Below are 21,931 nucleotides of genomic sequence, written 5' to 3'. Positions count from 1 at the left end.
TTGACAAATGCACCCTGCCATACCGGAAATCAGGCAGCTTTTGCGTCCTATAAGGACGTCTCCAGGCAAACCGTAACCGATTGGAAAAAAAGAGGTTTGCTCGTTTTCTCCAATGACCGAGAAGTCGATTTCTTCGCCACGGAACGACGCCTTGCCGATCACGGAATCCGTCAGCCTGCGGACAACGAGTTGACAACGGTGGCCGAGATTGACGGCGAGCCGCTGTGGTCGAGAGCGGATGCGGAAACCGTGAAGGAAAACTACGCGGCTCGGCTGAAGCAGCTCGAATTCGAGCGAGAAAGCGCCTGCGTGGTCACTATCGACGACGCTGCGAGGCACATCCTCAACGAATTCGGCATCGTTCGGCAGCGGTGCCGTTCAATCGGTGCCGATGTGGCGCCCAAACTGGCCGATATGACCTCCGCCTCTGAGATCAAAGCGCTGATCGATGAGGCGGTCGTCGCCGCTTTGGCCGATTTGTCGGCGGCCTAAACTCACCCCATCCACATGCACCACCATCGCCCGGCCGACGCGCCGGGCTTTTTCATACCGAAAGGAACTACCATGACCGTATCCTACACCCTTCGCACGCCGATCGAACATGCCGGCACAACCTACCAGACCCTGACGTTCCGCGAAGCCACGACCGGCGACCTCATCGTAGCCGACAAGTTTGAAGGCCCGAACGGCAAGCTGATTGCCACCTTCGCGTCGATGGCCGACGTGCCGCTTCAGGTGTTCAAGCAGGTGCCGATGCGCGACTTCAACAAGATCGCTGTCGCAGTGGCCGACCTCATGGGGGAGGACGAGGAGGCGGATGGCGCGGCGTAGTCGCCCTCATCGCCTCCGAACTGAACACCCCCGTGAACGTCATTGAGCAGTGGCCGCCCGACAAGACCCTCGATTGGTACGAGGCGGCCGTCGAGCTCATCCAACTAAAGAATGGAGGCGGCCGTGGCGAAACGGCAAGCTGAACTTGTCCTCTCGCTGACAGACAAGGTCAGCGGAAGGGCGAAGGGTGTCCATGCCGCCCTGGCAAAACTGCAGGTGATGGCAGCCCGTAATGCGGCCGCTCTGGATGCGATGCGTGGCCGTATGTTCGATGCAGTTGCCGTCGGCTACACCTTAGCGCGGAGCCTTACGGCTCCGGTCAAGGCGGCAGTGGCTTTCGAATCCAAGCTCGAGGATATTGGCCAGAAGGCCGATATCCCTCAGAAGCGCCTCGCCGAGCTCGGTAAGCAACTTCGCCTGGTTGGTCGGCAGACCAATCAAGCCGGCAGCCAGATGGCGGAAGGCATGGACACCCTTCTGGGTCTCGGCGCCTCTGAGGGTGACGCGCTCGGCCTGCTACCTTCGATCGGCAAGGCCGCGTTCGCCTATAAGGCGTCCATCACAGATCTGTCGTCGGCCGGATATGCCGCGCTCGACAACCTGAAGGTCCCTGCTGATCAGTTCGGCAAAGCCCTCGACGCCATGGCACAGGCCGGCAAGGCTGGCGCGTTCGAACTCAAGGACATGGCGCAATATTTCCCCGCTCTTGGGGCGGGCTATCAGGCTCTGGGACAGACCGGCGTGCCGGCTGTGGCCGATCTCTCGGCCGCCTTACAGATCGTTCGAAAAGGCACGGGCGACTCGGCTTCGGCGGCCACGAACCTGTCGAACGTCCTGCAGAAGATCAATGCGCCACAGACAGTCAAGGCCTTCAAGAAGCTAGGCGTGAACCTGGAGCGCGAACTGAAAAAGCGCGCTGAAGCGGGCATGAGTCCGATTGAGGCCATCGCGGATATCACGAACAAGACCCTGAAGGGCGATCTTAGCAAGATTGGTGATCTTTTCGCGGATTCGCAGGTCCAGCAGGGCCTGCGGCCATTGATCCAGAATATGGAGCTCTACAGGAAAATCCGTGCCGAGGCCCTGGGTGCGTCCGGTACTGTTGAGGCCGACTTCGTGCGCCGCATGAAAACTTCGGAAGGCGCGCTTCTGCGAATGCAGGCCGCCCTGGAGAACATTTCCGCATCGATTGGTGCGGCATTGCTGCCGGCTCTCAATCAGGTCATTGACAAGGTGGCGCCGATTGTCACCGGCATCGCGGACCTGGCGGAACGCTACCCCGAGGCCACTTCAGCTATCGTTGCCGCAACGGCTGCGGTAGTTGGCTTTAACATCGCCATGACCGCCGCGCGCTTCGCCTTTTTGTGGACCAAGGGCGGCATCCTATCCATGGTCATCCCGGTAGCGCGGTTGGCCTCGCACTTCACGAAGGCCGCAACGGAAGCTGTTGCGCTTCAGCGTGCGCTCGGGGCGATGTCCGGCCAGAAGCTAACCGGCTTCCAGACCTTCACCACCGGCCTGCATGGAATGTGGTTGGCGGTGCCGGGTGTCTCTGCCATTGGCGGAGCGCTCAGCGCCATAGGGGCCGCACTTGCCACCATCTCCGCACCGGCATGGTTCGCCATCGGTGCGGGTGTCGCTCTTGTCGCCGGCGCCGGACTTGCCCTGTGGAGGAACTGGGATCGTATCAGCAGCATCGTGACAGGGGTTGCTCGCGCAATCGGCGAGGAACTACAGCCTGCCATCGATTTCCTGTGGCCCGTGCTCGATCCATTCGCGCAGTCCTTCTCTGCTCTTGGTGATGCTGCGAAGTGGGCTTGGGAGCAGTTCAAAGAGGCGGCTAGCTGGCTTGGCTCGTTGTTCCAGTCGAATGACCTGACGCGCCAGCACCAGATGGTGATTGAGGACAACGCCTATGCGGTGACGCGCAAGCTCATCGACGGCTTCAAGGCTCTGAATTCTGCGATGTTCCAGGCCGGCGTCGACATGATCCAGGGCATCATTGATGGCGTCGTGGCCAAGGCGGGCGAGTTGCTGGCGTGGTTCGCTGATCTTCCCGCGAAGATCAAGGCGGCGATCGGGCGAATTGACCTGACCGGCATTATCAGTTGGCCGTCCATGCCCTCTTGGTTGGGTGGCGGCGAAGAGGCTCCTGCACAAAAGCCAGCCGTCGACGGCGCGCGCGCTAAGGGCGGCCCGGTCCGGAGCGGCGGGCTGTATCTCGTCGGCGAAAAAGGTCCGGAGTTGTTCAGTCCGGGCGCGTCAGGGATGATCTCCCCGCATGACGCTTACAGGGCGGCTGCGGCGGGCTCGGCGGCATCAGCCAGTGGCCCGGTCCGGAGCGGTGGCAACACCTTCAATTTCTCACCAACCTTCAACGTCCCTGCGCGGCAGGATGCGGAATCGTTCGCTGCGGATATTTTGCGCATCCTTGGCGAGAAATCCAAGGCGACTTGGGAAGGTTATGACGGAGTATTTGCATGATACCCAGAATGCTTGATCAGCAGATCAGTCACATTGGCGTGCGTGTCGCCGACACCGAACGCCGCAACAACAATCGCCGCCGCACGGGCACGATCGCGGAAGGCCCGGACGACAAGGGCCGCTACCGCGTTGAGCTATCACGGCAAGGCGGCGTGCCATACCTCACCCCGTGGATCCGGGCCAGGACCGTCGGCGCTGGCGCCGTCAAGATGGACGTGATCTATGCCGTCGGGGAGCAAGTCGATGTAGTTTCCGAAAGCGGCGACCTGACGGACGCCCGCATCGACTTCGGGACGTATAGCGACGACAACCCACGTGAAAACGACAGCAATGTTCCCCTTCGCCTCAAAACCGGCGACTCGGTCATTGAGGTCAGCGGTAGCGGCATCACCTTGAAGGCCAGCAAGATCGTTCTGGATGGCGAAGTACACCTCGGCGGCGAAGGCGGCCAGCTTCTGCACCGCAAGGGCGATCTCGACAGCGACGGCGACACGGCCGTTGGCTCGGCAAGCCGGGTTTACGCGGTGTGATCATGCTCAAGATCGACATAAGAGGCGACGGTCTCGCCCTCTTCACCAAAGCAACGGCGGCCCTCAAGTCGCCTCGCAAGGCTGGGCAAGTCTTCAGCCGTGCGATCAACGAAACCGGACGCGTAGGGGGTACGGCCGCTGGCCGTGCCCTCGCGAAGCAGACCGGGCTCCCGTTGCGAACCGGCATGAAAGCGGTGCGTAGGAATGTCACGAAATCGACGCCTTCGACCCTGACTTATGTAATCCACGGTCAGGGTGGGGACATCAGCCTGAAGCACTTCAAGCCCCGTGAGACGAGGCGTGGCGTCAGCGCCGCCCCTCGTGGCGTGCGGCAGGTCTTCCCCGGTTCGTTTCAGAGGGCGGGATGGTGGCCGAAGCGAGTGACCAAGCCCGCATGGAACGGCCAGATCTTCGTGCGAGCGAACAGCGACGGATATTCGTACAACGTCACGAAGAACAACCCGTTCGTGCTGTCCGGACAGCAGAAGCGTGAACGCATGGGAACCAAGTTCGCCAAGCAAAAATCAGGCGTTTTCATCCCAGTGGAGCTCCTCCGCGGGGAGGTGGCGAAGGTCTGGGACCAGACAGCGGAGCGGCTCGAGCCACGCGTCATGCATCACATTGATAGAATGACGAACGGCATCTTCAAATAGGTCGGCAACCCTCGGCAACACCAGAACCGCCCTGAAATCCCGATTTTCGGCTCGGCGGCAACGGTGTTGCCGAGCTTTTTAGGTCTGTCGGTGGCCGAGCGCCGGGAGTTTCGACCCGCATCGGCTGTTTTGAGAGGGGTAAGGTTCCTGACCCGGAGGGGGTATGATCCGAATTTCACACATGAACCGGCTGCCCGGCCGGGTGGCCTGCACATTCACAGCCGAGGTCGGCGGCCTGGTGCTGCCAGGCTGCGCGTTGATCAGGCGCAGCGATGGCTATGGCCTGTCCGTGCCGCGGATCGGTGCGCCTGGGGAGACCAAGACCGTGCCGCTGTCTGCAGTCATGGAAGCGGAACTGCTGAGGGTGGCAATCGCCCACTATAAGGAGAAAATGAATGATCCGAATTGAGAACATGCGCCCCGGACCAGGGGGCGCCAAAGCGACATTTGACACTGAGATCGATGGGTGGCTGCTGCGAGACTGCGTCATAGTCCAACGGCCGGAGGGAAACTTGTCGGCGCTGCCGCCGGTCTTGCGCGGAGGGCGGCGAGCCGTCCAGATTCCTGACGATCTGTGGTTCGATTTCGTGAATGCCGCCCGTTCGGCTTATCGGCGGATCAGCCGTGAAGAGGGTTGGGTCGAGCTTTGTGCCGGCGAGCAAGAGGCTTTAGCGGCGGCGGGGATTTAGCCGACTGACCATCAATCCGGCGTCAACGGCAACTCCGGCATGACTTCTTCCGGATAAGGCATGGGCAACACTGCGCGCAGAACCTTCCAGGCCGCAATGTGCTTCCGCGCTTCCTCGCGGAAATCGTGCCATGTCGGATAGGTGACGAAATCTTGCGTTATGGCGTTTCCAACCCGCACGGTTCGGCGTTCGCGTGTCTGCACGGGCTTGTCGGGATCTTTGCCAGTCTCTAGGCATATGCTGCGCGCAACTTGCTCGATTAGTTCATCGTCTGTCATGCGTCTCTCCATGAAGGAAAATCAGAATGAACCATATAAGCAAAGCAATGCTGGCCGAAGGCATCAGGGTGTATCAGGAGCTATCTGATCAATGCTCTTCAGAGTTTGTGGTATCTGAAGTTTTTCTGGCAATGGCGCGCTTATCGTCGGATGGTCTAGATAGGTCCGATGCAGGCCGAAATGCATCAAATAGTGACCAGCAGCAAAGCAATCCTCCGCGACATTTCTAATCTCATCCAAGTCAAAGGAGAAAACATCTGTGACAGGATTTCCGCCCTTGGCGCGGTTGGGTTTGAATAGCTTATCACCTTTGAAATTCACCCAACTGTGAGCCAAGTTATTTCTGTTTCTTCGGCAGATATCAACGCAGGTTATCGCGTGCTCTAACGCCTGCAGAAGATCGGGGCACCTTTCATTTCGCCTGGCAAGTCCACGAAGCAGGTCAAGTAGGGATACGGCGCTCGCGCCATAGAGAAAATGCGCTGCATCTGCTGGCTCCATGCCGGAGTAATCCGTGACCAGCTCGGCCAGTCCTGCCTCGCAGAAATTCCAGTAAAGCGTCACCAGGCCAAGAGCATGGGCTCGCTCGGCGGAAATGAGTGTGTGCTTCTCCATCCACGTGGTCTCGCCGAGCCGTATTGGTTGGGTCATCGCTTCCTCCTGATGCGGGCTCAACCCTACGGCGAGCTCGGTCAGGTGTCGATGCCTGGCGCAACGCTATCCCCCGCTCAATCTCGCCCCATCTTCGCCAGCACAAAGTCATTGGCCTCGCGGTTCCCACAACGAGTACACCGTAGCCTCGGCTCCAGGGTGATGATCATGCGCGCCCGACCGTATTTTCTCGCCAGTTCCCATCGATCCAAGTAGCCGGCGTGCTTGCAGCGAAAGCACCGGGCGCCGAGTTCGTACCATTCTGGTATGTCCTGAAAGGCGACGGAGTGCTGGCGGCTGTTCACGTAGACGTTGACGCCGGTGAGCGTCGCCGGATCCATCGGATTGCCGGCCGTAATATCGATGCCGCGCCGGTGACGCATCAGGGGCGTTCGTAACGAGGCCTCCACCCACGGGCGTAACCCTTAGAGACGAGCACAGACGCGGTGTAGAGCTGGTCGCGGAGGAAGTCCGCGTCCGCCAGCAATTCGCGCACGGCAGCGCTCGCGTCGCCGCCATAGGCTTCAATGACTGCGTCTATTTCCTGCTGTGGAGCGACTTTGGTCGACATGGGGCACCTATAGGAATTGGGTCCGCTCGGTGGAATATGTTCCTATTTTGTTCTCATTTTGGGAGGAGTCAAGATGGAACCGGTGGTGCCGACGACCGCTTCCTGATTAACCTCAATTCTTTGGGTTAACGAGCTGATTGATTTGATCCGATCACGCTGCCGGCCGTATGGAGGGCAGGAGGTGATTTGATGAAGTATGAAATTGGAATGCACATCGTCTATGACGTTTTAAACAAGGGCGTCTTAGTCGAATTCCGCGGCAGGTCGCACTACCTGTCAGGCCCCTTCAAGACCCAGAAGGAAGCGATCATCGCGGGTGAAGAGCTGTGCCGTAAGCTTGGCTGGGGAAAATCGGACGGCGCCTGAGGCGACGCCAGGTGCTGGTTCTTTGCTACCCTACCGACGACCCACTGGGCGTTCGAGGTTGACACAAAAAAAGCCCCGCCGAAGCGGGGCAATTCGAGTGGCACATTGGCTCATGCCACTGGGAGGGCCTTCAGAGCCCGCCGCTATAGAATATAGAAATTGGGTGTATGTGAAGGCCGGGATCAGCGAAATCGGTACGGTTCGTGAATAAATTCAGTGCGGTACCGGTGCGCGGCCCAGCGACCCTAGTCCAGCAGATCCACAATCTCCCATCCCTCCGTCGTCAGCGCGGTCCAGAACCGCCCCTCGGCATCCTCCCCCACGGTTGCCCAGCCGCGCAACCGCAGTCGGCGCACCGTGTCTTTCATGGTGGCGGGGATTTCGTTGTAAGATCGCGGCCTTTCAGCAAGGAGGCGCATTGCGAGGAATTGCGGTCCAGTAAGGCGAACGACCGGCTTGCTGGAGATGTACCTGGCGGCCCGCACCTGACGCCCTTGGTCGGTGATCGCAATCTTGATTTTCTTCCGGGGCTCGATGCACATTTCGGCGAAACCGAGCTTCTCCAATTCCTGATACGCCACCAAATCCGGGTAGGCGAGTTCGTCCATGACGATTCCGTCGCTCGTCGCCAAGCGATCGATGAGGTCGATCTGAGCAGGCGTCAGGCGGTATATGAGGATGGGTTTGGCGGGCATGGCTACATCGTCGTGGTGGGCAAACTCTGCCATTGCGCGGCGGGGTTGTCGAGGGCTCGACCAGACTCTAGTACTACAGTTGCGTTTTGTGTCTTGTTTTGTAGTGAGCGCTCATTGCGTAGGCTTGATGCTCTCGTCGCCAGAGTGACCATGCGAGAACGAAGGCCGTCCTGATCGGCGGTCGCAGTAGGAGCCGGGTGATCAGATAGCGGATCTCTGCGACGCTTGGTAGAAGCGCAAGTTTGTTGGTCAGGCGGCGATTGGCGGGTTTGGACTCGTTTCGTTCGGTTTGCCACCGGCGCTGCGGCGCAGGTCGGAGCCCAACTTAGCAAGGAACGCTGCGGCCGCCATGACGAGCGTCATGTGGCGGTGCCAGGCATGCCAGGAACGGGCCTCGCAATGGTCGAGGCCAAGATCATCCTTGGCGCGCTGGAAGCACTCCTCTACCGTCCAGCGCAATCCGGCAGCACCGGCCAATTCGCAAAGCTCGGTTCCGACGGGTGCAAAGACAAAATAATAGGCGCGGGTGTTGGGTTCGCGCGGGTTGCGGCGGATCAAGAGCCAACGCTCCCACTGTGGATCCGGGCGAGAGCTAAGAGAGATGCGGGCCCAGTCATAGAGCCGCAAGCCTTTGGCGCCTTCGCCGGCGGCATGGCTCTGCCAAACCTCCGGCTTCAACCCATCGGCCATCGTTTGAGGGTCGGTTTGCTCGATCCCTTGGTCGCGTACAAAGCGTAGGCAATGATTGGAACGCACTGCCAAGACATAAGGCTGGCCGCGGCCTTCCAACATCCTGCGTAGCCGCGAATCCGAACCATAGAGCGCATCGGCCAGCACCCAGGCGCAGGGTACGCCGGCATCGAGCGCCGCCGCGATCAGATCACAGGCAATCTCCGGCTTAGTGACAAAATGCTGCTCTTGCGGGATCTGCGCTGAAGCGCGCCGCCCCTCATCGTCCACCCAGGTTTTTGGCAGGTATAGCCGCCGGTCGATCAGGGTTTGGCCGTAGCGGCTTGCATAGGCAAGGAAGACCCCCACCTGGCAGTTCTCAATTCGGCCGGCCGTGCCGGAATATTGCCGCGCCACCCCGACCGAATGTTCCCCCTTCTTCAGGAACCCGGTCTCGTCTACCACGAGAACGCCGTCCGCATCTCCGAGGGCCTCTACCGCATAGGCCCGAACGACATCGCGCAAAGCGTCGGCATCCCAATGGCTGCGCCCCAACAGCGACTGCATCCGATAAGGCCGCTCCAGTCCTGCCTGCTCGGCCATGAGCCAGCCTGTCTTGCGCTCTACTCCCGACAGCACGCCATCAAGAAAGGCGCCGCTCGATAATCGCAGTTCACGACGACGAAAGATCGGCCCCAGTCGCTCCTTCAATGCATTGAGCTCGCGTTGCCATGCCAAAATCGACCCAGACCAGCTTGCGACGGACATGAATTCCCTCCAGCTAAACGCCGAGAGTGAATCATGATCTCGCATAAAACGCAACTGTAGTACTAGTACCACTGTCCGACCGCCCAGAAGCAGGCGGCAGACAGAATGACAATAGCGATGCAGTACCCGGTCTTCTGAAGCATGACTTCTCCTCTCTCGGAAAAATGCGTCAATACAACTCGACTGTCGATCCTCGAAAGTTGCCTATTGCGCTTGTTGATGACCCGCTTGTCGCGGAAGGATTCGACGGTATGCGCAAATCTGCGCATACCGCTGAATGCAATTTTGCATCGAGTGAAATCAACGCGTTGGCACGGATCGGTGCCGAATAATTTCAAGGGGTTGGCGGCGGTCTTTGTGAAGCGGTCTGCCTTGTCCTCAGTCAGTTCGCCATTGTGGCGAACTGATTTTCTATCACCGCCATTCTTCGTCTCAGGAAACTCCAATTCGTAGAGCACCTTACGGCGTGCCGTCTCACCTCGCGCGTGCGCGCGAGGCTATTCCTGCCGATCCCTCAGACGCACGCCTGGGCCGTTGCCGTTGGACGGGATGAAGACGATTCCAAGGTCTAGCAGGGCGGCAACAACAGCCGCGACGTTGTTCGTCATGCCTGACACACTTCCTTCACTCGCCTCCATTCGCTTCAAAGTGGGCACACTGATTTTCGCCGCCGAGGCAATCTCAGCCTGCGTCTTTCCGAGGAGCGTTCTTGCCGCCGCAAGTTGTCGGCCAGATAGGTTATTCTGATCCATTGGTATCACTATGACCTTTTGGTATTGACATCGGGATCGTCGTGATCTAAAGGTATCACCTAGATACGAAAGACGCAACGAGGTGTCCCATGCCGAAACGAAACGTACCTAATGGTCCGTTAAGGAACGCCAACAACCCGAAGACGATCGCTGCCTTCCGGCGTCATCTGCGATGCCAGAACCCGCCGAAGTTTCAGGCCGGCGACGTGATCGACTTCGAGAAAGAAGGCGGACGCAAATGGCCCCTGATGATCCTTGGTGTACGCGGCAGTGACGCCGACGTCATGTGCTACGACGGCAACCCGCACCTTCTCCGCCTCAAGGTCGCCACCCTGGAGGCGTTGCGGATCACGAAGGTCGAAGCCAGCACCGAGGAGACGGTTGCGATGTATCGCAGGCTGGTCGGACTCGATGCGGAGGCTGCGAAATGAACATCCAGCGCCACAAGATCGAGCGCGCCATCGACGTGCTCATAGCCCTTCTCGATACTGCTGACGGCGACCCCGATCTTGAACCCTACCTCTCCGGCATTGACATGTGGGGCGATGACCGTGAGGCCGAACATGACGGCCGCGAGCCGGATGAAGACGGTGAGCCTGACCTTGGATGGACCGAGTCCATTATGCAGGGCGGGCCGTCATGGTTCCCGATTGGTTGGGGAATCGACCATGAGGCAGACCCGGCCGAATCCGGCATCGCCGATTGGGGCGGGCTGGAAGAGCAAATGCGGAGGGGCGTGGCATGAACTGGCGCGACTGGTATCCCGAAGGCAGCACCGTCTTCATCGGCCGCGAGCAGTACATGCTGCGTCACAACGAGCATGACCTCGGCGTCGACCTCTACAGAGGCGACCAGCGTGTCATGACGATCGCCCCGGAATACGTTCCGGTGATTGCGAGTGGAATCAAGTATCCGGAGGTGACGGCATGACCCAGCCGAGATTCGTGATGATGACGTGCCGCAACGGTCAGGTCGGTTGCCTTGGTGTCGCGCTCAGTTTCGAGCACGCGAAGGAAGCCGTCGACGAGTGGGTCGAGGAGAATCGTGCGGGCGGCCGCGCATATGCCTGGGTCGAGCGCGCCGAATACGCGGTTTATCCCTCCTAACCATTTCGCCCCTGTACCCGCGCGGGACTTCTAGCCCGACAGCGGTAACGGATGATGCGAGTTCGAATCTCGCCAGGGGCTCCATTTCTTCCTTCCCGACCGTAGTCATGTCCGGTCAGGAGGGTGCCGCGCGCTGCTGCTCCTCGCTTGGTGGCGCGCGGCCTTTTTTACACCACGAGGCCAGCCGGGCACCACCGCTCCCACACTGCGGCCGGCTGGCCGACCCCTATACGATGTAGTATCGTCATCCCGTGCGCGGCCACCCACCGGTTGCAGCCCATTGCCGCAGCGCCGCGCACGGAGCCGCTCGCCTGAAAGGGCGAGCGGTTTTGTTTTTCTCTAGTTGCTTCACCGGGCAAGCCGCGGTCAGCCGAAATGGGAGCGACAACGGTTCCAGAGGTGCTCCGCGTCGCCGGGCTCCTCCCGGAAAACGCGGATTACGGTAAGGGCAATCGCATCGAGATCCCGGTTCGCGTGCCTTTTCAGGCGGGCGACGACATCCCGCATCACTGCGATATCGTCGGGTTCGAATATTCCTGCTTGCGGTAATAAATGTGGGAGATCCATGGCGAGCTCCCTTCCTCGTTCGGGGCGAAAGGAGTCACCTCACGGCCGACAGCGCCCTAATAACCAGGCTGCCGATAAAGACAGTGTGCACTTGTCATGTGACAATTACAAGTCGAGCGAGCCATATAACGCTTCCCTTATTTAGTGCATCAACATTTTAAGTGGCGGGATGGAACTTTTGATCGGCATCTTTGTTTTCACGGCGACCAACAAGCGCCCTTGAAACACACGCGCAGGCTATCGACTTCGATTGGCGCCAGGGCAGCTTTTGGAACGAGGATCTTGATGCTGCCAGAAATGTACTTTGCAACCCCTATCTCCGTTACGTTCACGAACGGAATCACCCGAATGTTCCAGGGTGTCCACGACGCTCTCGACTTCCTCGCAAAGGAATGGCCACTTCGGACTGGCGAGTGCTACGCACGCGCCTGTGAACTATGCCGTGCCGCCCTCCAGTTCCGAACATCGGCGGCCGTTGCACGCGAGGCGTTCGTCTCTGCATGCCTTGAAGCGGGAATGCCGGTGCAGGCGTTGCCGCCCCTTTGGCACCGATCCGGCCCCTCTACGCCCCCGATGATGAGTGTTTGATATCAAAGCCGCCCGGCAACGATTGTCGGGCGGCCCTTTTTTCATTTCTGCTTCCCGCCGCCACTCTTGCCGTCGGAACTCTTAGAGCGCTCCTCGAAGCGATCCGCGCCCTTGGCGAGATCCGAACCCTTCTCAGCCTCAACTTCGCGCTCTTCGGCCCGTGCGGCCTTGTGGAGGCCACGGGCGCCTTCTTTGCCCTTCTCGGTCGGTGCGTTCTCAATTGCCATTCTGCGTCCTCCTGTGGGGCAGAGGAAACGGGCTGCGGCACGATGAGGTTCCGGTCGACAGGAACAAGTTTGAAGGCCGTCACGTTTGGCCTCAAATAGAAAAGGAGAACCATTATGAACAACATTGTATACATCGTCGGCCTCGTCGTCATCGTCATCGCTGTTCTTTCGTTCTTCGGACTTCGGTAAGACCATGGACGACGAACGCGAAGGACGGATCAAGGCGAGGGCCTTTGAGTTATGGCAGCGTGAAGGTTCGCTGGACGGCACGTCGCTAGGCCATTGGATCCAGGCCGAGCGGGAAATCCAGGAAGAGGACGAGGCTGAAGCTGCGAGTCGGGATGTCGTGGGCTTGGCCGCCGCGGCCAACCCGACGCATTGAGTTCGACTCCTGTGTGGAGCCATCTGTGAGGGCAGGGCGGCCACACATGCGCCATCCATGCGCCACGGAAACCCCGCCACCTCTGGGTAAACGCTGAAAAACCGGGAAAAACTGGTTAAAGCTAATGGCGCATGAAAAGTTCATGCAGAAGGCGGTCTACCCGGTTTATCTCAACGATTTCAGGTGCTTCGGTGGTGAGCGCGCAGGGATTCGAACCCTGGACCTACTGATTAAAAGTCAGTTGCTCTACCGGCTGAGCTACGCGCTCCCTGGCGGTGCGAAGGCGCCCCGCGGAAGTGCGCGGAACATAGGCAGGAGGATTTGCCGGGTCAACCCGGAAAATGCGGCGAAAAACAGCTTTTGCTGCATTTCGCCGCGTTCTCCAAAAGGTGATTGGCAGGAGAGGGTTTCGGCGGATACTAGGAAGCGCCATTGGAGGGGCGGCATGGCCGGTTTCGGGCCTGGCCGCCTTTCACCGCCGCTGCGGAGTAGTTCTTTGTCGATCGCCGATATTTCCCTGTTGAGCGCGCTTCTTGCCGGGGCCCTCTCGTTCCTGTCGCCCTGCGTCCTGCCGCTCGTTCCGCCCTATCTCTGTTACATGGCCGGCATTTCCGTCGAGCAGTTCAAGGGCGGGGATGCGGTGGCGGTGCGGCGCGAGACGCGCGGGGCCGTTCTCCTGGCGGCCTTCTGCTTCACGCTCGGTTTCGCCACGGTCTTCGTGGCGCTCGGGGCTGGGGCCTCGACGATCGGCATGGTGCTGCGCCGGCATCTCGACATTCTCGCGCAGGTCGGCGGCGTCATCATCATCCTGATGGGCCTGCATTTCCTCGGCGTGCTGCGGATCGGGCTTTTTGCCCGCGAGGCGCGCTTCCAGGGCGGCGGCAAGCCGGCGACGGCGTCCGGCGCCTACATCATGGGCCTTGCCTTCGCCTTCGGCTGGACGCCCTGCATCGGGCCGGTGCTGGGGGCGATCCTCGGCGTCGCGGCGGCGCGCGAGACGGTGGGCGACGGGGCCGTCCTGCTTGCGATCTACTCTCTGGGGCTTGCGGTGCCGTTCTGGATCGCGGCCGGCTTTTCCGGCGCCTTCATGCGCTTCCTCATGCGTTTCCGCCGACACCTCGGCACGGTGGAGAAGGTGATGGGCGTGCTGCTCGTCCTCACCGGCCTTGCCTTCATCTTCGGCTATATCAGCACTGTTGCCATCTGGTTCCAGCAAACGTTTCCCATTCTCTCGCAAATCGGCTAGTCGGGACGAGGCCTGAGGCACCGCGATCCCACGGGATTCGCGCCGTCACGCGTCAGGCCCTCGATTTTTCGCATGTCGCAGAGAGCCGCCGCACGCTCTTGCGCGACATGCCCCAGGCAAGCGGGAGCAGGCTTCGGCCCATGGCTGACATCATCGGACTGGTGCTGCCGTTCTTCGGCATGATTTTCCTCGGCTACGTGGTCGCCCGCATCACGCGGCAGCCGGTCGAGGCGCTCGGCTGGCTCAACACCTTCATCATCTACATCGCGCTGCCCGCGCTGTTCTTCAAGCTGGTGGCCAAGACGCCGATCGAGCAATTGACGCGCATCGACTTCATCCTCGCCAATATCAGCGCGACCTACCTGGTCTTCGGCCTGATCTTCGCGATCGGGCTCTGGCTGCGGCGGGCGTCGATAGGCGAGGCGACGATCCAGGGGCTGGCGGCGGCCTATGGCAATATCGGCTATATGGGGCCGGGACTGGCGCTGCTCGCCTTCGGCGAGCCGGCGGCGGTGCCGGTGGCGTTGGTCTTCTGCTTCGAGAACATGCTGCATTTCATGGTCGCGCCGGCGCTGATGGCGCTTGCCGGCGGGGAGAAGCAGCCGGCGCTCAAGATCGCCGGCGGGGTGCTGCGCAAGATCGTCACCCATCCCTTCATCATCGCGACGGCGGCCGGCTTCGGCGCGGCCTTTGCCGGCGTCGAGCCGCCGGTGCCGCTGCAGCGGCTGATCGACTACCTGGCGCAGGCGGCGGCGCCCTGCGCGCTCTTTGCCATGGGCGTCACGCTGGCGCTCCGGCCCTTGAAGCGGGTGCCGGTGGAGATCGGCTACATCGTGCCGGCAAAACTCCTGCTGCTGCCGGTCGCCATGTATCTGGTGCTCGGACTTGCGGGCAACTTCGATCCGGTCTGGGTCTTCACCGCGGTGCTGCTCGCCGCCCTGCCGACGGCGACCAACGTCTTCGTCATCGGCCAGCAATACGGCGTGTGGCAGGAGCGGGCGTCGGCGACCATCCTCATCACGACGGTGCTGTCCGTCGCGACGGTGACGATCCTGCTCTATCTCATCAAGTCAGGCCTGCTTCCGGGCGACCCGTTCCCGTAGGCCGTCGCGAAAGGCCTTCAGCGAGCCGAGCGGCTCGATGCCTTCGCGCATGACGATGCTGCGCAAGGGGCCGAGGGCGGAAAGCAGGTGCAGGCCGGCCGAGCGCAGGAACTGCACGGGCAGGAAATCGGAGAGGAGCGAGCGGTTGAGCAGGTCGACGCTGAGCGTGCGCGAGCGGATGTCCGCCTGCCGCCTGCGGTCGAAGCGTTCGCCGATCCCCGCGTCGTTCGCCGGCGTCGCCCCCTGGACGAGTTCCTTCAAGGCCATGATGTCGCGCAGGCTGAGATTGAGGCCCTGCGCGCCGATCGGCGGGAAGGCATGGGCAGCTTCGCCGAGGAGCACGATGCGGCCCTTGCCGAATCGCTCGGCCGTCATGCCGGAGAGCGGGAAACGCTGCGCCGCGCCCTCGACGGTGACCTTGCCGAGCATGGATTGCATGCGTGCCTCGACCGCGTGGCCAAGATCGGCGGCGGACAGGTCGCCGAGGCGCGCCGCCTCCTTCGGCGGCAGCACCCAGACAAGGCTGGAGCGCCGGCCGGGCAGGGGAACCTGCGTGAAGGGGCCGCTCTCGGTGTGGAACTCCGTCGAGACATTGCCGTGCGGCCGGTCGTGCGAGAAATTGAGCACGAGGGCGGCCTGCGGATAGGACCAGGCCTTGACGCCGATGCCGGCACTCTCGCGGATCTTCGATTTCCGGCCGTCGGCACCGGCGACGAGGCCGGCCAGGACGCGTCCGCCATCCTCGAGCGTCAGCTCGACGCCTTCCTCGAAGGCATTGGCGGTCGTTACGCCGCTCTCGATCCGCACGATATTGCCGGTCGCCGCGATGCGGGCGTCCAGCACCGCAAGGAAGGGCGCGTTCGGGATATTGTAGCCGAAGGCCTCCAGCCCGACCTCGCTGGAGCGGAAGGCGACGGGCGGGGCGCGCAACAGGCGCGCCGTGCCGTCGAGGATCTGCATGGTTTCGAGCGCGGCGGCATGGCGGGCGATCTCCTCCCACAGGCCGAGCGTCTTGAGGAAGGCGATGGACTGGTCCATCAGCGCCGTGGTGCGGCCGTCATTTGCGCGGGCGGGCGGGGCGATCAGCGCGACGCTTGCGCCCGAATCGGCAAGCGCCAGCGCCGCGAGGCTGCCGGCAAGGCCGGCGCCGACGACCGCGATATCGAATTGCCTCATGACCGACCTCCGAAGCGGCAAGCGTTACCCACAGGACCGGGGTCGCTTCTACCGGCAGAATCTAGGCCGGCAAAGAGGCAATTTCCATGGGATGAATCGGCGCAGGGCGCCAAGTCGCCGGACGGGTGGCCGATTTGCACTGGCGATGCCGGGCAATCAATGCATATTACGGGCAGTGACCGCGTAAGAGGGCATGTCGGCGCACCGCCGATGAAAACCCCAGGGATGGACTGCGAAGGGCCATGAAGTTTTTCAACTACAAACGCGTACCCTACGCGGAGATCCGTGCCTTTTCCGTCCATATCCTGACGGCGTCCGGCTCCTTCCTCGCCTTTCTCGGCGTGGTGGCCGCGGGCGAGCACCGTTTCGTCGACATGTTCTGGTGGCTTGGCCTGGCACTGCTCGTCGACGGCATCGACGGGCCGATCGCCCGCAAGGTGCGGGTCAAGGAAGTGCTGCCCAACTGGTCCGGCGATACGCTGGACAATGTCATCGACTATGTGACCTACGTGCTTTTGCCCGCCTTTGCGCTCTACCAGAGCGGCATGATCGGCGAGCCCTGGTCCTTCGTGGCCGCGGGCGCCATCGTCGTTTCGAGCGCCATCTATTATGCCGACATGTGCATGAAGACGGACGAATATTTCTTCTCCGGTTTCCCGGTCGTCTGGAACATGGTGGTGTTCACGCTGTTCGTCATCCAGGCGAGCGAGCTGACGGCGTCGATCATCGTCTTCGTCTCCGTCTTCCTCACCTTCATGCCGATCAACTTTCTGCATCCGGTGCGCGTCCAGCGGCTGCGGGCGCTGAACCTCGCCGTTTTCTTCCTCTGGGCGCTGCTCGGCGGCTATGCGCTGCTCCTGCATTTCGATACGCCGGCCTGGGTGGTCTGGGGCGTGGTGGCGACGGGGATCTATCTCTATGTCGTCGGGGCCGTGCTGCAGGTGTTTCCCAATCTCGGCCGGTAGAAACAACAATCTGGAGGATTTTCGATGACCAAGGCGATCGTCGTCCGCAGTCTCGGCGGACCGGAGGTTTTGAAGCTCGAGGAGGTGCCGCTGGATGCGCCGGGCCCGGGCGAGGTGCAGATCAGGCAGGCGGCCGTCGGGCTCAATTTTATCGACGTCTATTTCCGCACGGGGCTCTACAAGGCCGATCCGCCGTTCATTCCCGGCAAGGAGGGGGCTGGCACGGTCACCGCGCTCGGTGAGGGCGTGACGGATTTCGCCGTCGGCGACCGCGTCGCTTATGCCTCCGCGGACGGCGCCTATACCGCCGAGCGCAACGTCGCCACGAAACATCTGGTGAAGGTGCCCGACGGCATCTCGCTCGAAACGGCGGCGGCGATGATGCTGAAGGGCATGACGGCGCAATACCTTCTGCTCCAGACCTATCAGGTGAAGCCGGGCACGGTGCTGCTGTTCCACGCGGCGGCCGGCGGCGTCGGGCTGATTGCCGGGCAATGGGCGAAGGCGCTCGGCGCGACGGTCATCGGCACGGCGGGATCGCAGGCGAAGGTCGAGCTTGCGCTGGCGAATGGCTACGACCATGTCATCGACTATACGAAGGAAGATTTTGTCGCGCGCGTTCGCGAGCTGACGGGCGGGGCGGGCGTCGACGTCGTCTACGATTCCGTCGGCAAGGACACGTTCCCGCAATCGCTGGACTGCCTGAAGCCGCGCGGCCTCTTCGTCAGCTTCGGCAATTCCTCCGGCCCGGTCGAGGCCTTCAACATGGGCCTGCTCTCGCAGAAGGGCTCGCTCTACGCCACGCGCCCGACGCTCTTTGCCTATATCGCCACGCGCGAGGCGCTGGATGCATGTGCAAACTCGCTCTTTGATGTTGTGCAAAGCAACAAAGTGCGTATCAATATTCATCAGACTTATCCGTTGGCCGAGGCGGGACGCGCGCACACGGATCTGGAAGCAAGAAAAACGAGTGGAACGACGCTGCTCATTCCCTGACACGACCCGAACGGGCGGCAGGATGGGTTTGCAGGAAAGAGGGGAAGAGTGTCAGCCGTTGGAGCGTCCGGGGGCAGTCCGTTGCTGGCTGTCCGCAGCCTGACAAAGCTATTTGGTTCGTTTGCCGCGTGTAACGCCATCGATCTCGATATCCAGCCGGGCGAAATCCACGCCCTGCTGGGCGAGAACGGCGCCGGTAAATCCACCCTCGTCAAGATGCTCTTCGGCGTTCTGGCGCCGACCAGCGGACAGATCCTGTGGAAGGGCGAGCCCGTGCGGATCCCGAGCCCGGGCGCGGCCCGCCGCCTTGGCATCGGCATGGTTTTCCAGCATTTTTCGCTGTTCGAGGCGCTGACGGTCGCCGAGAACATCGCCCTGTCGCTAAGCCCCGGCATCTCGCTCTCCAAGGTGGCGGAGGAGGCCTCGCGCCTGTCCCATCTCTACGGCCTGCCGCTCGATCCGAAGGCGCATGTCGCGGACCTTTCGGTCGGCGAGCGCCAGCGCATCGAGATCGTGCGCGCGCTGCTGCAGAACCCGGAGCTGATCATCCTCGACGAGCCGACCTCGGTGCTGACGCCGCAGGAGGCCGACCGGCTGTTCGAGACGCTGGCCAAGCTGAAAGCCGAGGGGCGCTCGGTGCTCTATATCAGCCACCGCCTCGAAGAGGTGCAGCGCATCTGCGACCGCGCCACGGTCCTGCGCCACGGCAAGGTGACCGGCGCCTGCGATCCGCGCCAGGAAACGCCGGCCTCGCTGGCGCGCATGATGGTCGGCAGCGACGTCGCCTCGGTGACGGCGGCCGGCACCAACACGAAGGGTGACGTGCTGCTCGAAGCCCGGCACCTCAGCGTGCCGGCGCGCACCCCCTTCGCCGTCGCGCTGAAGAATGTCTGTCTGAAGGTGCGCGGCGGCGAGGTTCTGGCGATCGCCGGCGTTGCCGGCAACGGCCAGGGCGAGCTGTTCGACGCGCTCTCGGGCGAATATCCGGTGCCGGAAGCCGCCGCCGTCTCCATCCGCGGCAAGGCGGCCGGCAATCTCGGCATCACGGCGCGCCGCCTGATGGGCGCCGGTTTCGTGCCGGAGGAGCGCCACGGCCATGCCGCCGTGCCGGCGCTGCCGCTCTCCGACAATCTCGTCCTGGCGCGCAACCAGTCGGACCGCAAGACGTTCCTTGCCGGCGGCGTGCTCGGCGTCATCCGCCATGCGGTCGTGCGCATCGCCTCGAAGCGCATTTCCGAGACGATGGACGTGCGCAAGAGCGGCGAGAACCCGGCGGCCGGCTCGCTCTCCGGCGGTAACCTTCAGAAATACATCGTCGGGCGCGAACTCGACCGCCAGCCGGCCGTGCTGATCGTCAACCAGCCGACCTGGGGCGTCGATGCGGGCGCGGCAAGCCGCATCCGCCAGGCGCTCGTCGATCTCGCGAAGGCGGGCTCGGCCGTGCTGGTCATCAGCCAGGACCTCGACGAGATCTTCGAGGTCGCGACCGAGATCGCGGTCATCAGCGAGGGGCGGCTGTCCGATGCCTATCCGGCGCACGAACTGACCCGCGAGAAGATCGGCCTCCTGATGGGCGGCATGTACGGCAAGACGGACGGCGAGGTGGCCCATGCGCATTGAACTGGAAAAGCGCGCCAATCCCTCGACGCTCTACTCCATCCTCTCGCCCTTCCTTGCGCTCGGCCTGACGGTGATCGCCGGCGGCATCATGTTCGCGCTGATCGGCAAGGATCCGGTTTCGGCGCTCTACAGCTTCTTCATCGAGCCGCTGCTCGACATCTGGTCGCTGCACGAGATCGCCATCAAGGCCGCACCGCTGATCCTCATCGGCGCCGGCCTTTCGATCTGCTACCGCTCGAACAACTGGAACATCGGCGCCGAGGGCCAGTTCATCATGGGCGCCATTGCCGGCGCCATCGTGCCCGTCGTCTTCCATGACTGGCATTCGCCGCTCGTCCTGCCGCTGATGCTGGTCTTCGGCATGATCGGCGGTGCGCTCTATGCCGCCATTCCCGCCTTCCTCAAGGCGCATATGAACACCAACGAGATCCTGACGAGCCTGATGCTGGTCTATATCGCCCAGCTCTTCCTCGACTGGCTGGTGCGCGGCCCCTGGCGCAGCCCGGACGCCTACAATTTCCCGGTGACGCGCGATTTCGCGCCGGAAGCGATCCTTCCCGAGCTCATCGCCTCGGGAAGAGCCAATCTCGGCTTTGCCTTCGCCATCATTGCGGCCGTCGGCCTCTGGCTCATGATGCGCTACACGCTGAAGGGGTTCGAGATCACCGTGCTCGGCCAGTCGGAGCGGGCAGGGCGCTTCGCCGGCTTCTCGTCGAAGCGCATGATCTGGTTCTCGATGCTGCTGTCCGGCGCGCTCGCCGGTCTTGCCGGCATTTCCGAGGTCAGCGGCACGATCGGCAAGCTGCAGCCGATCATCTCGCCCGGCTACGGCTTCACCGCGATCATCGTCGCCTTCCTCGGCCGCCTCAATCCGCTCGGCATCATCGCCGCCGGCCTCTTCCTGGCGCTCACCTATGTGGGCGGCGAGGCGGTGCAGCTCACGCTCAGCGTCTCCGACAAGGTGACGCGCGTCTTCCAGGGGCTGCTCCTGTTCTTCGTGCTCTCCTGCGACACGCTCATCCAGTACAAGATCCGGCTGGTCTTCTCCCGGCTTGGGCAGTCCAGCGAAGGGGGAGCGCACTGATGGGTATCATCGAAGCGATCCTTCTCACCGTCATCACCGCGGCAACGCCGCTGGTGCTGGCCTCCCTCGGCGAGCTCGTCAGCGAGCGGGCGGGCGTGCTCAATCTCGGCGTCGAGGGCATGATGGTCATGGGGGCGGTGCTCGCCTTCGCCGTGACGCAGGCGACCGGCTCGCCCTATATCGGCGTCCTCGCCGGCATTGCCTGCGGCGCGCTGTTCTCGCTGCTCTTCGGCTTCCTCACTTTGACGCTCGTCGCCAACCAGGTGGCGACCGGCCTTGCGCTCACCATTCTCGGCCTCGGCATTTCCGGCCAGATCGGCGAGCCCTATGTCGGCATGTCGGGCATCAAGCTCCAGCCGATCGCGATCCCGCTGCTGTCCGACATTCCCTTTTTCGGTCCGCTGCTCTTCAAGCAGGACATCATCTTCTACCTGTCGATCGCGCTCGTCTTCGGCGTCAACTGGTTCCTGTTCCGCAGCCGCGCCGGCCTGAAGGTGCGGGCGATCGGCGACAGCCACGCCTCCGCCCATGCGCTCGGCATCCATGTCATCCGCACGCGCTACCTCGCCGTCATGGTCGGGGGCGCCTGCGCGGGCCTTGCCGGCGCGCAGCTCTCGCTGGTCTATACGCCGCAATGGGTGGAGAACATGTCCGCCGGGCGCGGCTGGATCGCGCTCGCGCTCGTCGTCTTCGCCTCCTGGCGGCCCTGGCGGCTGCTGGCGGGCGGCTATCTCTTCGGCGCGGTCTCGATCAGCCAGCTGCACGCCCAGGCGCTCGGCATCGGCATCCCCTCGCAGTTCCTGTCGGCGCTTCCCTACATCGCCACGGTTGTCGTCCTCATCCTGATATCGCACAATCGGCGGATGACGCTGATCAATACGCCTGCCTCGCTCGGAAAACCGTTCGTGCCCGACCGGTGAGCAAGAACAAGAAG

At 62.2% G+C, this 21,931-nt stretch carries 32 protein-coding genes and 2 tRNA genes; 22 read left to right on the top strand and 12 right to left on the bottom strand.

All coding sequences use genetic code 11. The features are described 5' to 3' along the window. From AABQ55_RS15075 to AABQ55_RS15045, 7 genes are all read left to right on the top strand, one after another. A complete protein-coding gene (locus AABQ55_RS15075) occupies window positions 1-492 on the top strand; it encodes a hypothetical protein (protein ID WP_272805582.1) in 492 nt (163 codons plus the stop codon). A gap of 72 nt (window positions 493-564) precedes the next feature. After that, window positions 565-831, top strand: coding sequence for a phage tail assembly protein (locus AABQ55_RS15070; RefSeq protein WP_272805581.1), 267 nt, complete (start codon window positions 565-567; stop codon window positions 829-831). A 123-nt stretch (window positions 832-954) separates the two neighbouring features. Then, window positions 955-3,315 carry a phage tail tape measure protein gene (locus tag AABQ55_RS15065; protein ID WP_272805580.1) on the top strand — a complete coding sequence of 787 codons (2,361 nt, stop codon included), beginning with the start codon at window positions 955-957 and terminating at the stop codon, window positions 3,313-3,315. Between the two features lie 8 nt (window positions 3,316-3,323). Then, window positions 3,324-3,845 (top strand): phage baseplate assembly protein V, encoded by a 522-nt coding sequence (locus tag AABQ55_RS15060; protein ID WP_272805579.1) that lies wholly within the window; start codon window positions 3,324-3,326, stop codon window positions 3,843-3,845. A gap of 2 nt (window positions 3,846-3,847) precedes the next feature. Further along, window positions 3,848-4,498: a hypothetical protein gene (locus tag AABQ55_RS15055; protein ID WP_272805578.1), complete on the top strand. Its 651-nt coding sequence runs from the start codon at window positions 3,848-3,850 to the stop codon at window positions 4,496-4,498. Between the two features lie 163 nt (window positions 4,499-4,661). Continuing rightward, window positions 4,662-4,907 carry a hypothetical protein gene (locus AABQ55_RS15050; protein ID WP_272805577.1) on the top strand — a complete coding sequence of 82 codons (246 nt, stop codon included), beginning with the start codon at window positions 4,662-4,664 and terminating at the stop codon, window positions 4,905-4,907. Between the two features lie 103 nt (window positions 4,908-5,010). Further along, a complete protein-coding gene (locus AABQ55_RS15045) occupies window positions 5,011-5,187 on the top strand; it encodes a hypothetical protein (protein WP_272805576.1) in 177 nt (58 codons plus the stop codon). An 11-nt stretch (window positions 5,188-5,198) separates the two neighbouring features. Here the strand turns inward: AABQ55_RS15045 and AABQ55_RS15040 are convergent, their stop codons facing one another. From AABQ55_RS15040 to AABQ55_RS15025, 4 genes are all read right to left on the bottom strand, one after another. Beyond that, on the bottom strand, window positions 5,199-5,465 hold the full coding sequence (locus AABQ55_RS15040) for a hypothetical protein (protein WP_272805575.1): 267 nt from the start codon (window positions 5,463-5,465) through the stop codon (window positions 5,199-5,201). 63 nt (window positions 5,466-5,528) lie between these two features. Continuing rightward, a complete protein-coding gene (locus AABQ55_RS15035; protein ID WP_272805574.1) occupies window positions 5,529-6,116 on the bottom strand; it encodes a hypothetical protein in 588 nt (195 codons plus the stop codon). A gap of 77 nt (window positions 6,117-6,193) precedes the next feature. Beyond that, window positions 6,194-6,499, bottom strand: a complete 306-nt coding sequence (locus AABQ55_RS15030; protein ID WP_272805573.1) for a hypothetical protein — start codon at window positions 6,497-6,499, stop codon at window positions 6,194-6,196. Then, complete coding sequence (locus AABQ55_RS15025) at window positions 6,499-6,687, bottom strand: hypothetical protein (protein WP_272805572.1); 189 nt, start codon at window positions 6,685-6,687, stop codon at window positions 6,499-6,501. Before AABQ55_RS15025 ends, AABQ55_RS15030 begins: the two co-directional genes overlap by 1 nt. Window positions 6,688-6,876: 189 nt before the next feature. Here AABQ55_RS15025 and AABQ55_RS15020 point away from each other — a divergent pair, with 189 nt between their 5' ends. Continuing rightward, entirely contained in the window at window positions 6,877-7,053 is a 177-nt protein-coding gene (locus AABQ55_RS15020) for a hypothetical protein (RefSeq protein ID WP_272805571.1), read from the top strand. Between the two features lie 245 nt (window positions 7,054-7,298). On the opposite strand, the gene AABQ55_RS15015 is transcribed toward AABQ55_RS15020, so the two are convergent. The 4 genes from AABQ55_RS15015 to AABQ55_RS15000 all read right to left on the bottom strand — a co-directional run bounded on the left by AABQ55_RS15015 (window position 7,299) and on the right by AABQ55_RS15000 (window position 9,937). After that, entirely contained in the window at window positions 7,299-7,748 is a 450-nt protein-coding gene (locus AABQ55_RS15015; protein WP_272805570.1) for a hypothetical protein, read from the bottom strand. 249 nt (window positions 7,749-7,997) lie between these two features. After that, window positions 7,998-9,185, bottom strand: a complete 1,188-nt coding sequence (locus AABQ55_RS15010) for an IS701 family transposase (RefSeq protein WP_113488754.1) — start codon at window positions 9,183-9,185, stop codon at window positions 7,998-8,000. Window positions 9,186-9,247: 62 nt separating this feature from the next. Then, window positions 9,248-9,643, bottom strand: a complete 396-nt coding sequence (locus AABQ55_RS15005; RefSeq protein WP_272805569.1) for a hypothetical protein — start codon at window positions 9,641-9,643, stop codon at window positions 9,248-9,250. A 39-nt stretch (window positions 9,644-9,682) separates the two neighbouring features. Next, the gene (locus AABQ55_RS15000; RefSeq protein WP_272805568.1) at window positions 9,683-9,937 is read right to left on the bottom strand and encodes a helix-turn-helix domain-containing protein; all 255 of its coding nucleotides are present in this window, start codon (window positions 9,935-9,937) and stop codon (window positions 9,683-9,685) included. Window positions 9,938-10,026: 89 nt separating this feature from the next. Between AABQ55_RS15000 and AABQ55_RS14995 the strand changes: the two genes are divergently transcribed. The 5 genes from AABQ55_RS14995 to AABQ55_RS14975 all read left to right on the top strand — a co-directional run bounded on the left by AABQ55_RS14995 (window position 10,027) and on the right by AABQ55_RS14975 (window position 11,127). After that, the gene (locus AABQ55_RS14995) at window positions 10,027-10,368 is read left to right on the top strand and encodes a hypothetical protein (protein ID WP_272805567.1); all 342 of its coding nucleotides are present in this window, start codon (window positions 10,027-10,029) and stop codon (window positions 10,366-10,368) included. Then, window positions 10,365-10,682 carry a hypothetical protein gene (locus AABQ55_RS14990; protein ID WP_272805566.1) on the top strand — a complete coding sequence of 106 codons (318 nt, stop codon included), beginning with the start codon at window positions 10,365-10,367 and terminating at the stop codon, window positions 10,680-10,682. The genes AABQ55_RS14995 and AABQ55_RS14990 overlap by 4 nt, the downstream gene beginning before the upstream one ends. Continuing rightward, on the top strand, window positions 10,679-10,867 hold the full coding sequence (locus AABQ55_RS14985; RefSeq protein WP_272805565.1) for a hypothetical protein: 189 nt from the start codon (window positions 10,679-10,681) through the stop codon (window positions 10,865-10,867). The genes AABQ55_RS14990 and AABQ55_RS14985 overlap by 4 nt, the downstream gene beginning before the upstream one ends. Then, the gene (locus AABQ55_RS14980) at window positions 10,864-11,043 is read left to right on the top strand and encodes a hypothetical protein (protein WP_272805564.1); all 180 of its coding nucleotides are present in this window, start codon (window positions 10,864-10,866) and stop codon (window positions 11,041-11,043) included. The genes AABQ55_RS14985 and AABQ55_RS14980 overlap by 4 nt, the downstream gene beginning before the upstream one ends. Before the next feature lie 7 nt (window positions 11,044-11,050). Beyond that, a tRNA-OTHER gene (locus AABQ55_RS14975) sits at window positions 11,051-11,127 on the top strand. Between the two features lie 282 nt (window positions 11,128-11,409). Here AABQ55_RS14975 and AABQ55_RS14970 read toward each other — a convergent pair. Next, entirely contained in the window at window positions 11,410-11,610 is a 201-nt protein-coding gene (locus AABQ55_RS14970) for a hypothetical protein (RefSeq protein ID WP_272805563.1), read from the bottom strand. Between the two features lie 282 nt (window positions 11,611-11,892). On the opposite strand from AABQ55_RS14970, the gene AABQ55_RS14965 reads away from it, so the two are divergent. Then, window positions 11,893-12,198 (top strand): DUF982 domain-containing protein, encoded by a 306-nt coding sequence (locus AABQ55_RS14965; protein WP_443021095.1) that lies wholly within the window; start codon window positions 11,893-11,895, stop codon window positions 12,196-12,198. A gap of 41 nt (window positions 12,199-12,239) precedes the next feature. On the opposite strand, the gene AABQ55_RS14960 is transcribed toward AABQ55_RS14965, so the two are convergent. Then, a complete protein-coding gene (locus AABQ55_RS14960; RefSeq protein ID WP_272805562.1) occupies window positions 12,240-12,425 on the bottom strand; it encodes a hypothetical protein in 186 nt (61 codons plus the stop codon). Window positions 12,426-12,618: 193 nt separating this feature from the next. Between AABQ55_RS14960 and AABQ55_RS14955 the strand changes: the two genes are divergently transcribed. Next, window positions 12,619-12,807 (top strand): DUF2934 domain-containing protein, encoded by a 189-nt coding sequence (locus tag AABQ55_RS14955; RefSeq protein WP_272805561.1) that lies wholly within the window; start codon window positions 12,619-12,621, stop codon window positions 12,805-12,807. A 192-nt stretch (window positions 12,808-12,999) separates the two neighbouring features. On the opposite strand, the gene AABQ55_RS14950 is transcribed toward AABQ55_RS14955, so the two are convergent. Next, window positions 13,000-13,075, bottom strand: a tRNA-Lys gene (locus AABQ55_RS14950). A 228-nt stretch (window positions 13,076-13,303) separates the two neighbouring features. On the opposite strand from AABQ55_RS14950, the gene AABQ55_RS14945 reads away from it, so the two are divergent. Together AABQ55_RS14945 and AABQ55_RS14940 are read left to right on the top strand one after the other, a co-directional pair. Beyond that, entirely contained in the window at window positions 13,304-14,053 is a 750-nt protein-coding gene (locus AABQ55_RS14945; protein ID WP_064330188.1) for a cytochrome c biogenesis CcdA family protein, read from the top strand. Window positions 14,054-14,193: 140 nt separating this feature from the next. Then, window positions 14,194-15,156, top strand: coding sequence for an AEC family transporter (locus AABQ55_RS14940; protein ID WP_272805560.1), 963 nt, complete (start codon window positions 14,194-14,196; stop codon window positions 15,154-15,156). On the opposite strand, the gene AABQ55_RS14935 is transcribed toward AABQ55_RS14940, so the two are convergent. Next, window positions 15,124-16,332 carry a UbiH/UbiF family hydroxylase gene (locus tag AABQ55_RS14935; protein WP_272805559.1) on the bottom strand — a complete coding sequence of 403 codons (1,209 nt, stop codon included), beginning with the start codon at window positions 16,330-16,332 and terminating at the stop codon, window positions 15,124-15,126. The genes AABQ55_RS14940 and AABQ55_RS14935 overlap by 33 nt on opposite strands. A gap of 242 nt (window positions 16,333-16,574) precedes the next feature. On the opposite strand from AABQ55_RS14935, the gene pcsA reads away from it, so the two are divergent. The 5 genes from pcsA to AABQ55_RS14910 are packed head-to-tail and all read left to right on the top strand — an operon-like array spanning window position 16,575 to window position 21,917. Continuing rightward, on the top strand, window positions 16,575-17,297 hold the full coding sequence (gene pcsA, locus AABQ55_RS14930; RefSeq protein WP_272805558.1) for a phosphatidylcholine synthase: 723 nt from the start codon (window positions 16,575-16,577) through the stop codon (window positions 17,295-17,297). A 24-nt stretch (window positions 17,298-17,321) separates the two neighbouring features. After that, window positions 17,322-18,293: a quinone oxidoreductase family protein gene (locus tag AABQ55_RS14925; RefSeq protein ID WP_272805557.1), complete on the top strand. Its 972-nt coding sequence runs from the start codon at window positions 17,322-17,324 to the stop codon at window positions 18,291-18,293. Window positions 18,294-18,341: 48 nt separating this feature from the next. After that, window positions 18,342-19,913, top strand: coding sequence for an ABC transporter ATP-binding protein (locus tag AABQ55_RS14920; RefSeq protein WP_272805556.1), 1,572 nt, complete (start codon window positions 18,342-18,344; stop codon window positions 19,911-19,913). Then, window positions 19,903-20,997 carry an ABC transporter permease gene (locus AABQ55_RS14915; RefSeq protein ID WP_272805555.1) on the top strand — a complete coding sequence of 365 codons (1,095 nt, stop codon included), beginning with the start codon at window positions 19,903-19,905 and terminating at the stop codon, window positions 20,995-20,997. Before AABQ55_RS14920 ends, AABQ55_RS14915 begins: the two co-directional genes overlap by 11 nt. Beyond that, window positions 20,997-21,917, top strand: a complete 921-nt coding sequence (locus tag AABQ55_RS14910) for an ABC transporter permease (RefSeq protein WP_272805554.1) — start codon at window positions 20,997-20,999, stop codon at window positions 21,915-21,917. The genes AABQ55_RS14915 and AABQ55_RS14910 overlap by 1 nt, the downstream gene beginning before the upstream one ends. Window positions 21,918-21,931 lie beyond the last annotated feature (14 nt).

This window comes from Shinella sp. WSD5-1 (genome assembly GCF_963942435.1).
In the GTDB taxonomy this organism is placed as follows: domain Bacteria; phylum Pseudomonadota; class Alphaproteobacteria; order Rhizobiales; family Rhizobiaceae; genus Shinella; species Shinella yambaruensis.
The sequence above is the reverse complement of the archived record's forward strand: the minus strand, read 5'-3'. Positions and strand labels throughout refer to the sequence as shown.

Coding starts and splice junctions, on each gene's coding strand:
- AABQ55_RS14955 (WP_272805561.1), top strand. CDS start 12,619: ATGGACGACGAACGCGAAGGACGGATCAAGGCGAGGGCCTTTGAGTTA.
- AABQ55_RS15025 (WP_272805572.1), bottom strand. CDS start 6,687: ATGTCGACCAAAGTCGCTCCACAGCAGGAAATAGACGCAGTCATTGAA.
- AABQ55_RS14910 (WP_272805554.1), top strand. CDS start 20,997: ATGGGTATCATCGAAGCGATCCTTCTCACCGTCATCACCGCGGCAACG.
- AABQ55_RS14915 (WP_272805555.1), top strand. CDS start 19,903: ATGCGCATTGAACTGGAAAAGCGCGCCAATCCCTCGACGCTCTACTCC.
- AABQ55_RS14940 (WP_272805560.1), top strand. CDS start 14,194: ATGGCTGACATCATCGGACTGGTGCTGCCGTTCTTCGGCATGATTTTC.
- pcsA (WP_272805558.1), top strand. CDS start 16,575: ATGAAGTTTTTCAACTACAAACGCGTACCCTACGCGGAGATCCGTGCC.
- AABQ55_RS15000 (WP_272805568.1), bottom strand. CDS start 9,937: ATGGATCAGAATAACCTATCTGGCCGACAACTTGCGGCGGCAAGAACG.
- AABQ55_RS15040 (WP_272805575.1), bottom strand. CDS start 5,465: ATGACAGACGATGAACTAATCGAGCAAGTTGCGCGCAGCATATGCCTA.
- AABQ55_RS14990 (WP_272805566.1), top strand. CDS start 10,365: ATGAACATCCAGCGCCACAAGATCGAGCGCGCCATCGACGTGCTCATA.
- AABQ55_RS15010 (WP_113488754.1), bottom strand. CDS start 9,185: ATGTCCGTCGCAAGCTGGTCTGGGTCGATTTTGGCATGGCAACGCGAG.
- AABQ55_RS14925 (WP_272805557.1), top strand. CDS start 17,322: ATGACCAAGGCGATCGTCGTCCGCAGTCTCGGCGGACCGGAGGTTTTG.
- AABQ55_RS15015 (WP_272805570.1), bottom strand. CDS start 7,748: ATGCCCGCCAAACCCATCCTCATATACCGCCTGACGCCTGCTCAGATC.
- AABQ55_RS14960 (WP_272805562.1), bottom strand. CDS start 12,425: ATGGCAATTGAGAACGCACCGACCGAGAAGGGCAAAGAAGGCGCCCGT.
- AABQ55_RS15020 (WP_272805571.1), top strand. CDS start 6,877: ATGAAGTATGAAATTGGAATGCACATCGTCTATGACGTTTTAAACAAG.
- AABQ55_RS14970 (WP_272805563.1), bottom strand. CDS start 11,610: ATGGATCTCCCACATTTATTACCGCAAGCAGGAATATTCGAACCCGAC.
- AABQ55_RS14995 (WP_272805567.1), top strand. CDS start 10,027: ATGCCGAAACGAAACGTACCTAATGGTCCGTTAAGGAACGCCAACAAC.
- AABQ55_RS15070 (WP_272805581.1), top strand. CDS start 565: ATGACCGTATCCTACACCCTTCGCACGCCGATCGAACATGCCGGCACA.
- AABQ55_RS14980 (WP_272805564.1), top strand. CDS start 10,864: ATGACCCAGCCGAGATTCGTGATGATGACGTGCCGCAACGGTCAGGTC.
- AABQ55_RS15030 (WP_272805573.1), bottom strand. CDS start 6,499: ATGCGTCACCGGCGCGGCATCGATATTACGGCCGGCAATCCGATGGAT.
- AABQ55_RS15055 (WP_272805578.1), top strand. CDS start 3,848: ATGCTCAAGATCGACATAAGAGGCGACGGTCTCGCCCTCTTCACCAAA.
- AABQ55_RS14935 (WP_272805559.1), bottom strand. CDS start 16,332: ATGAGGCAATTCGATATCGCGGTCGTCGGCGCCGGCCTTGCCGGCAGC.
- AABQ55_RS14985 (WP_272805565.1), top strand. CDS start 10,679: ATGAACTGGCGCGACTGGTATCCCGAAGGCAGCACCGTCTTCATCGGC.
- AABQ55_RS15060 (WP_272805579.1), top strand. CDS start 3,324: ATGCTTGATCAGCAGATCAGTCACATTGGCGTGCGTGTCGCCGACACC.
- AABQ55_RS15050 (WP_272805577.1), top strand. CDS start 4,662: ATGATCCGAATTTCACACATGAACCGGCTGCCCGGCCGGGTGGCCTGC.
- AABQ55_RS15035 (WP_272805574.1), bottom strand. CDS start 6,116: ATGACCCAACCAATACGGCTCGGCGAGACCACGTGGATGGAGAAGCAC.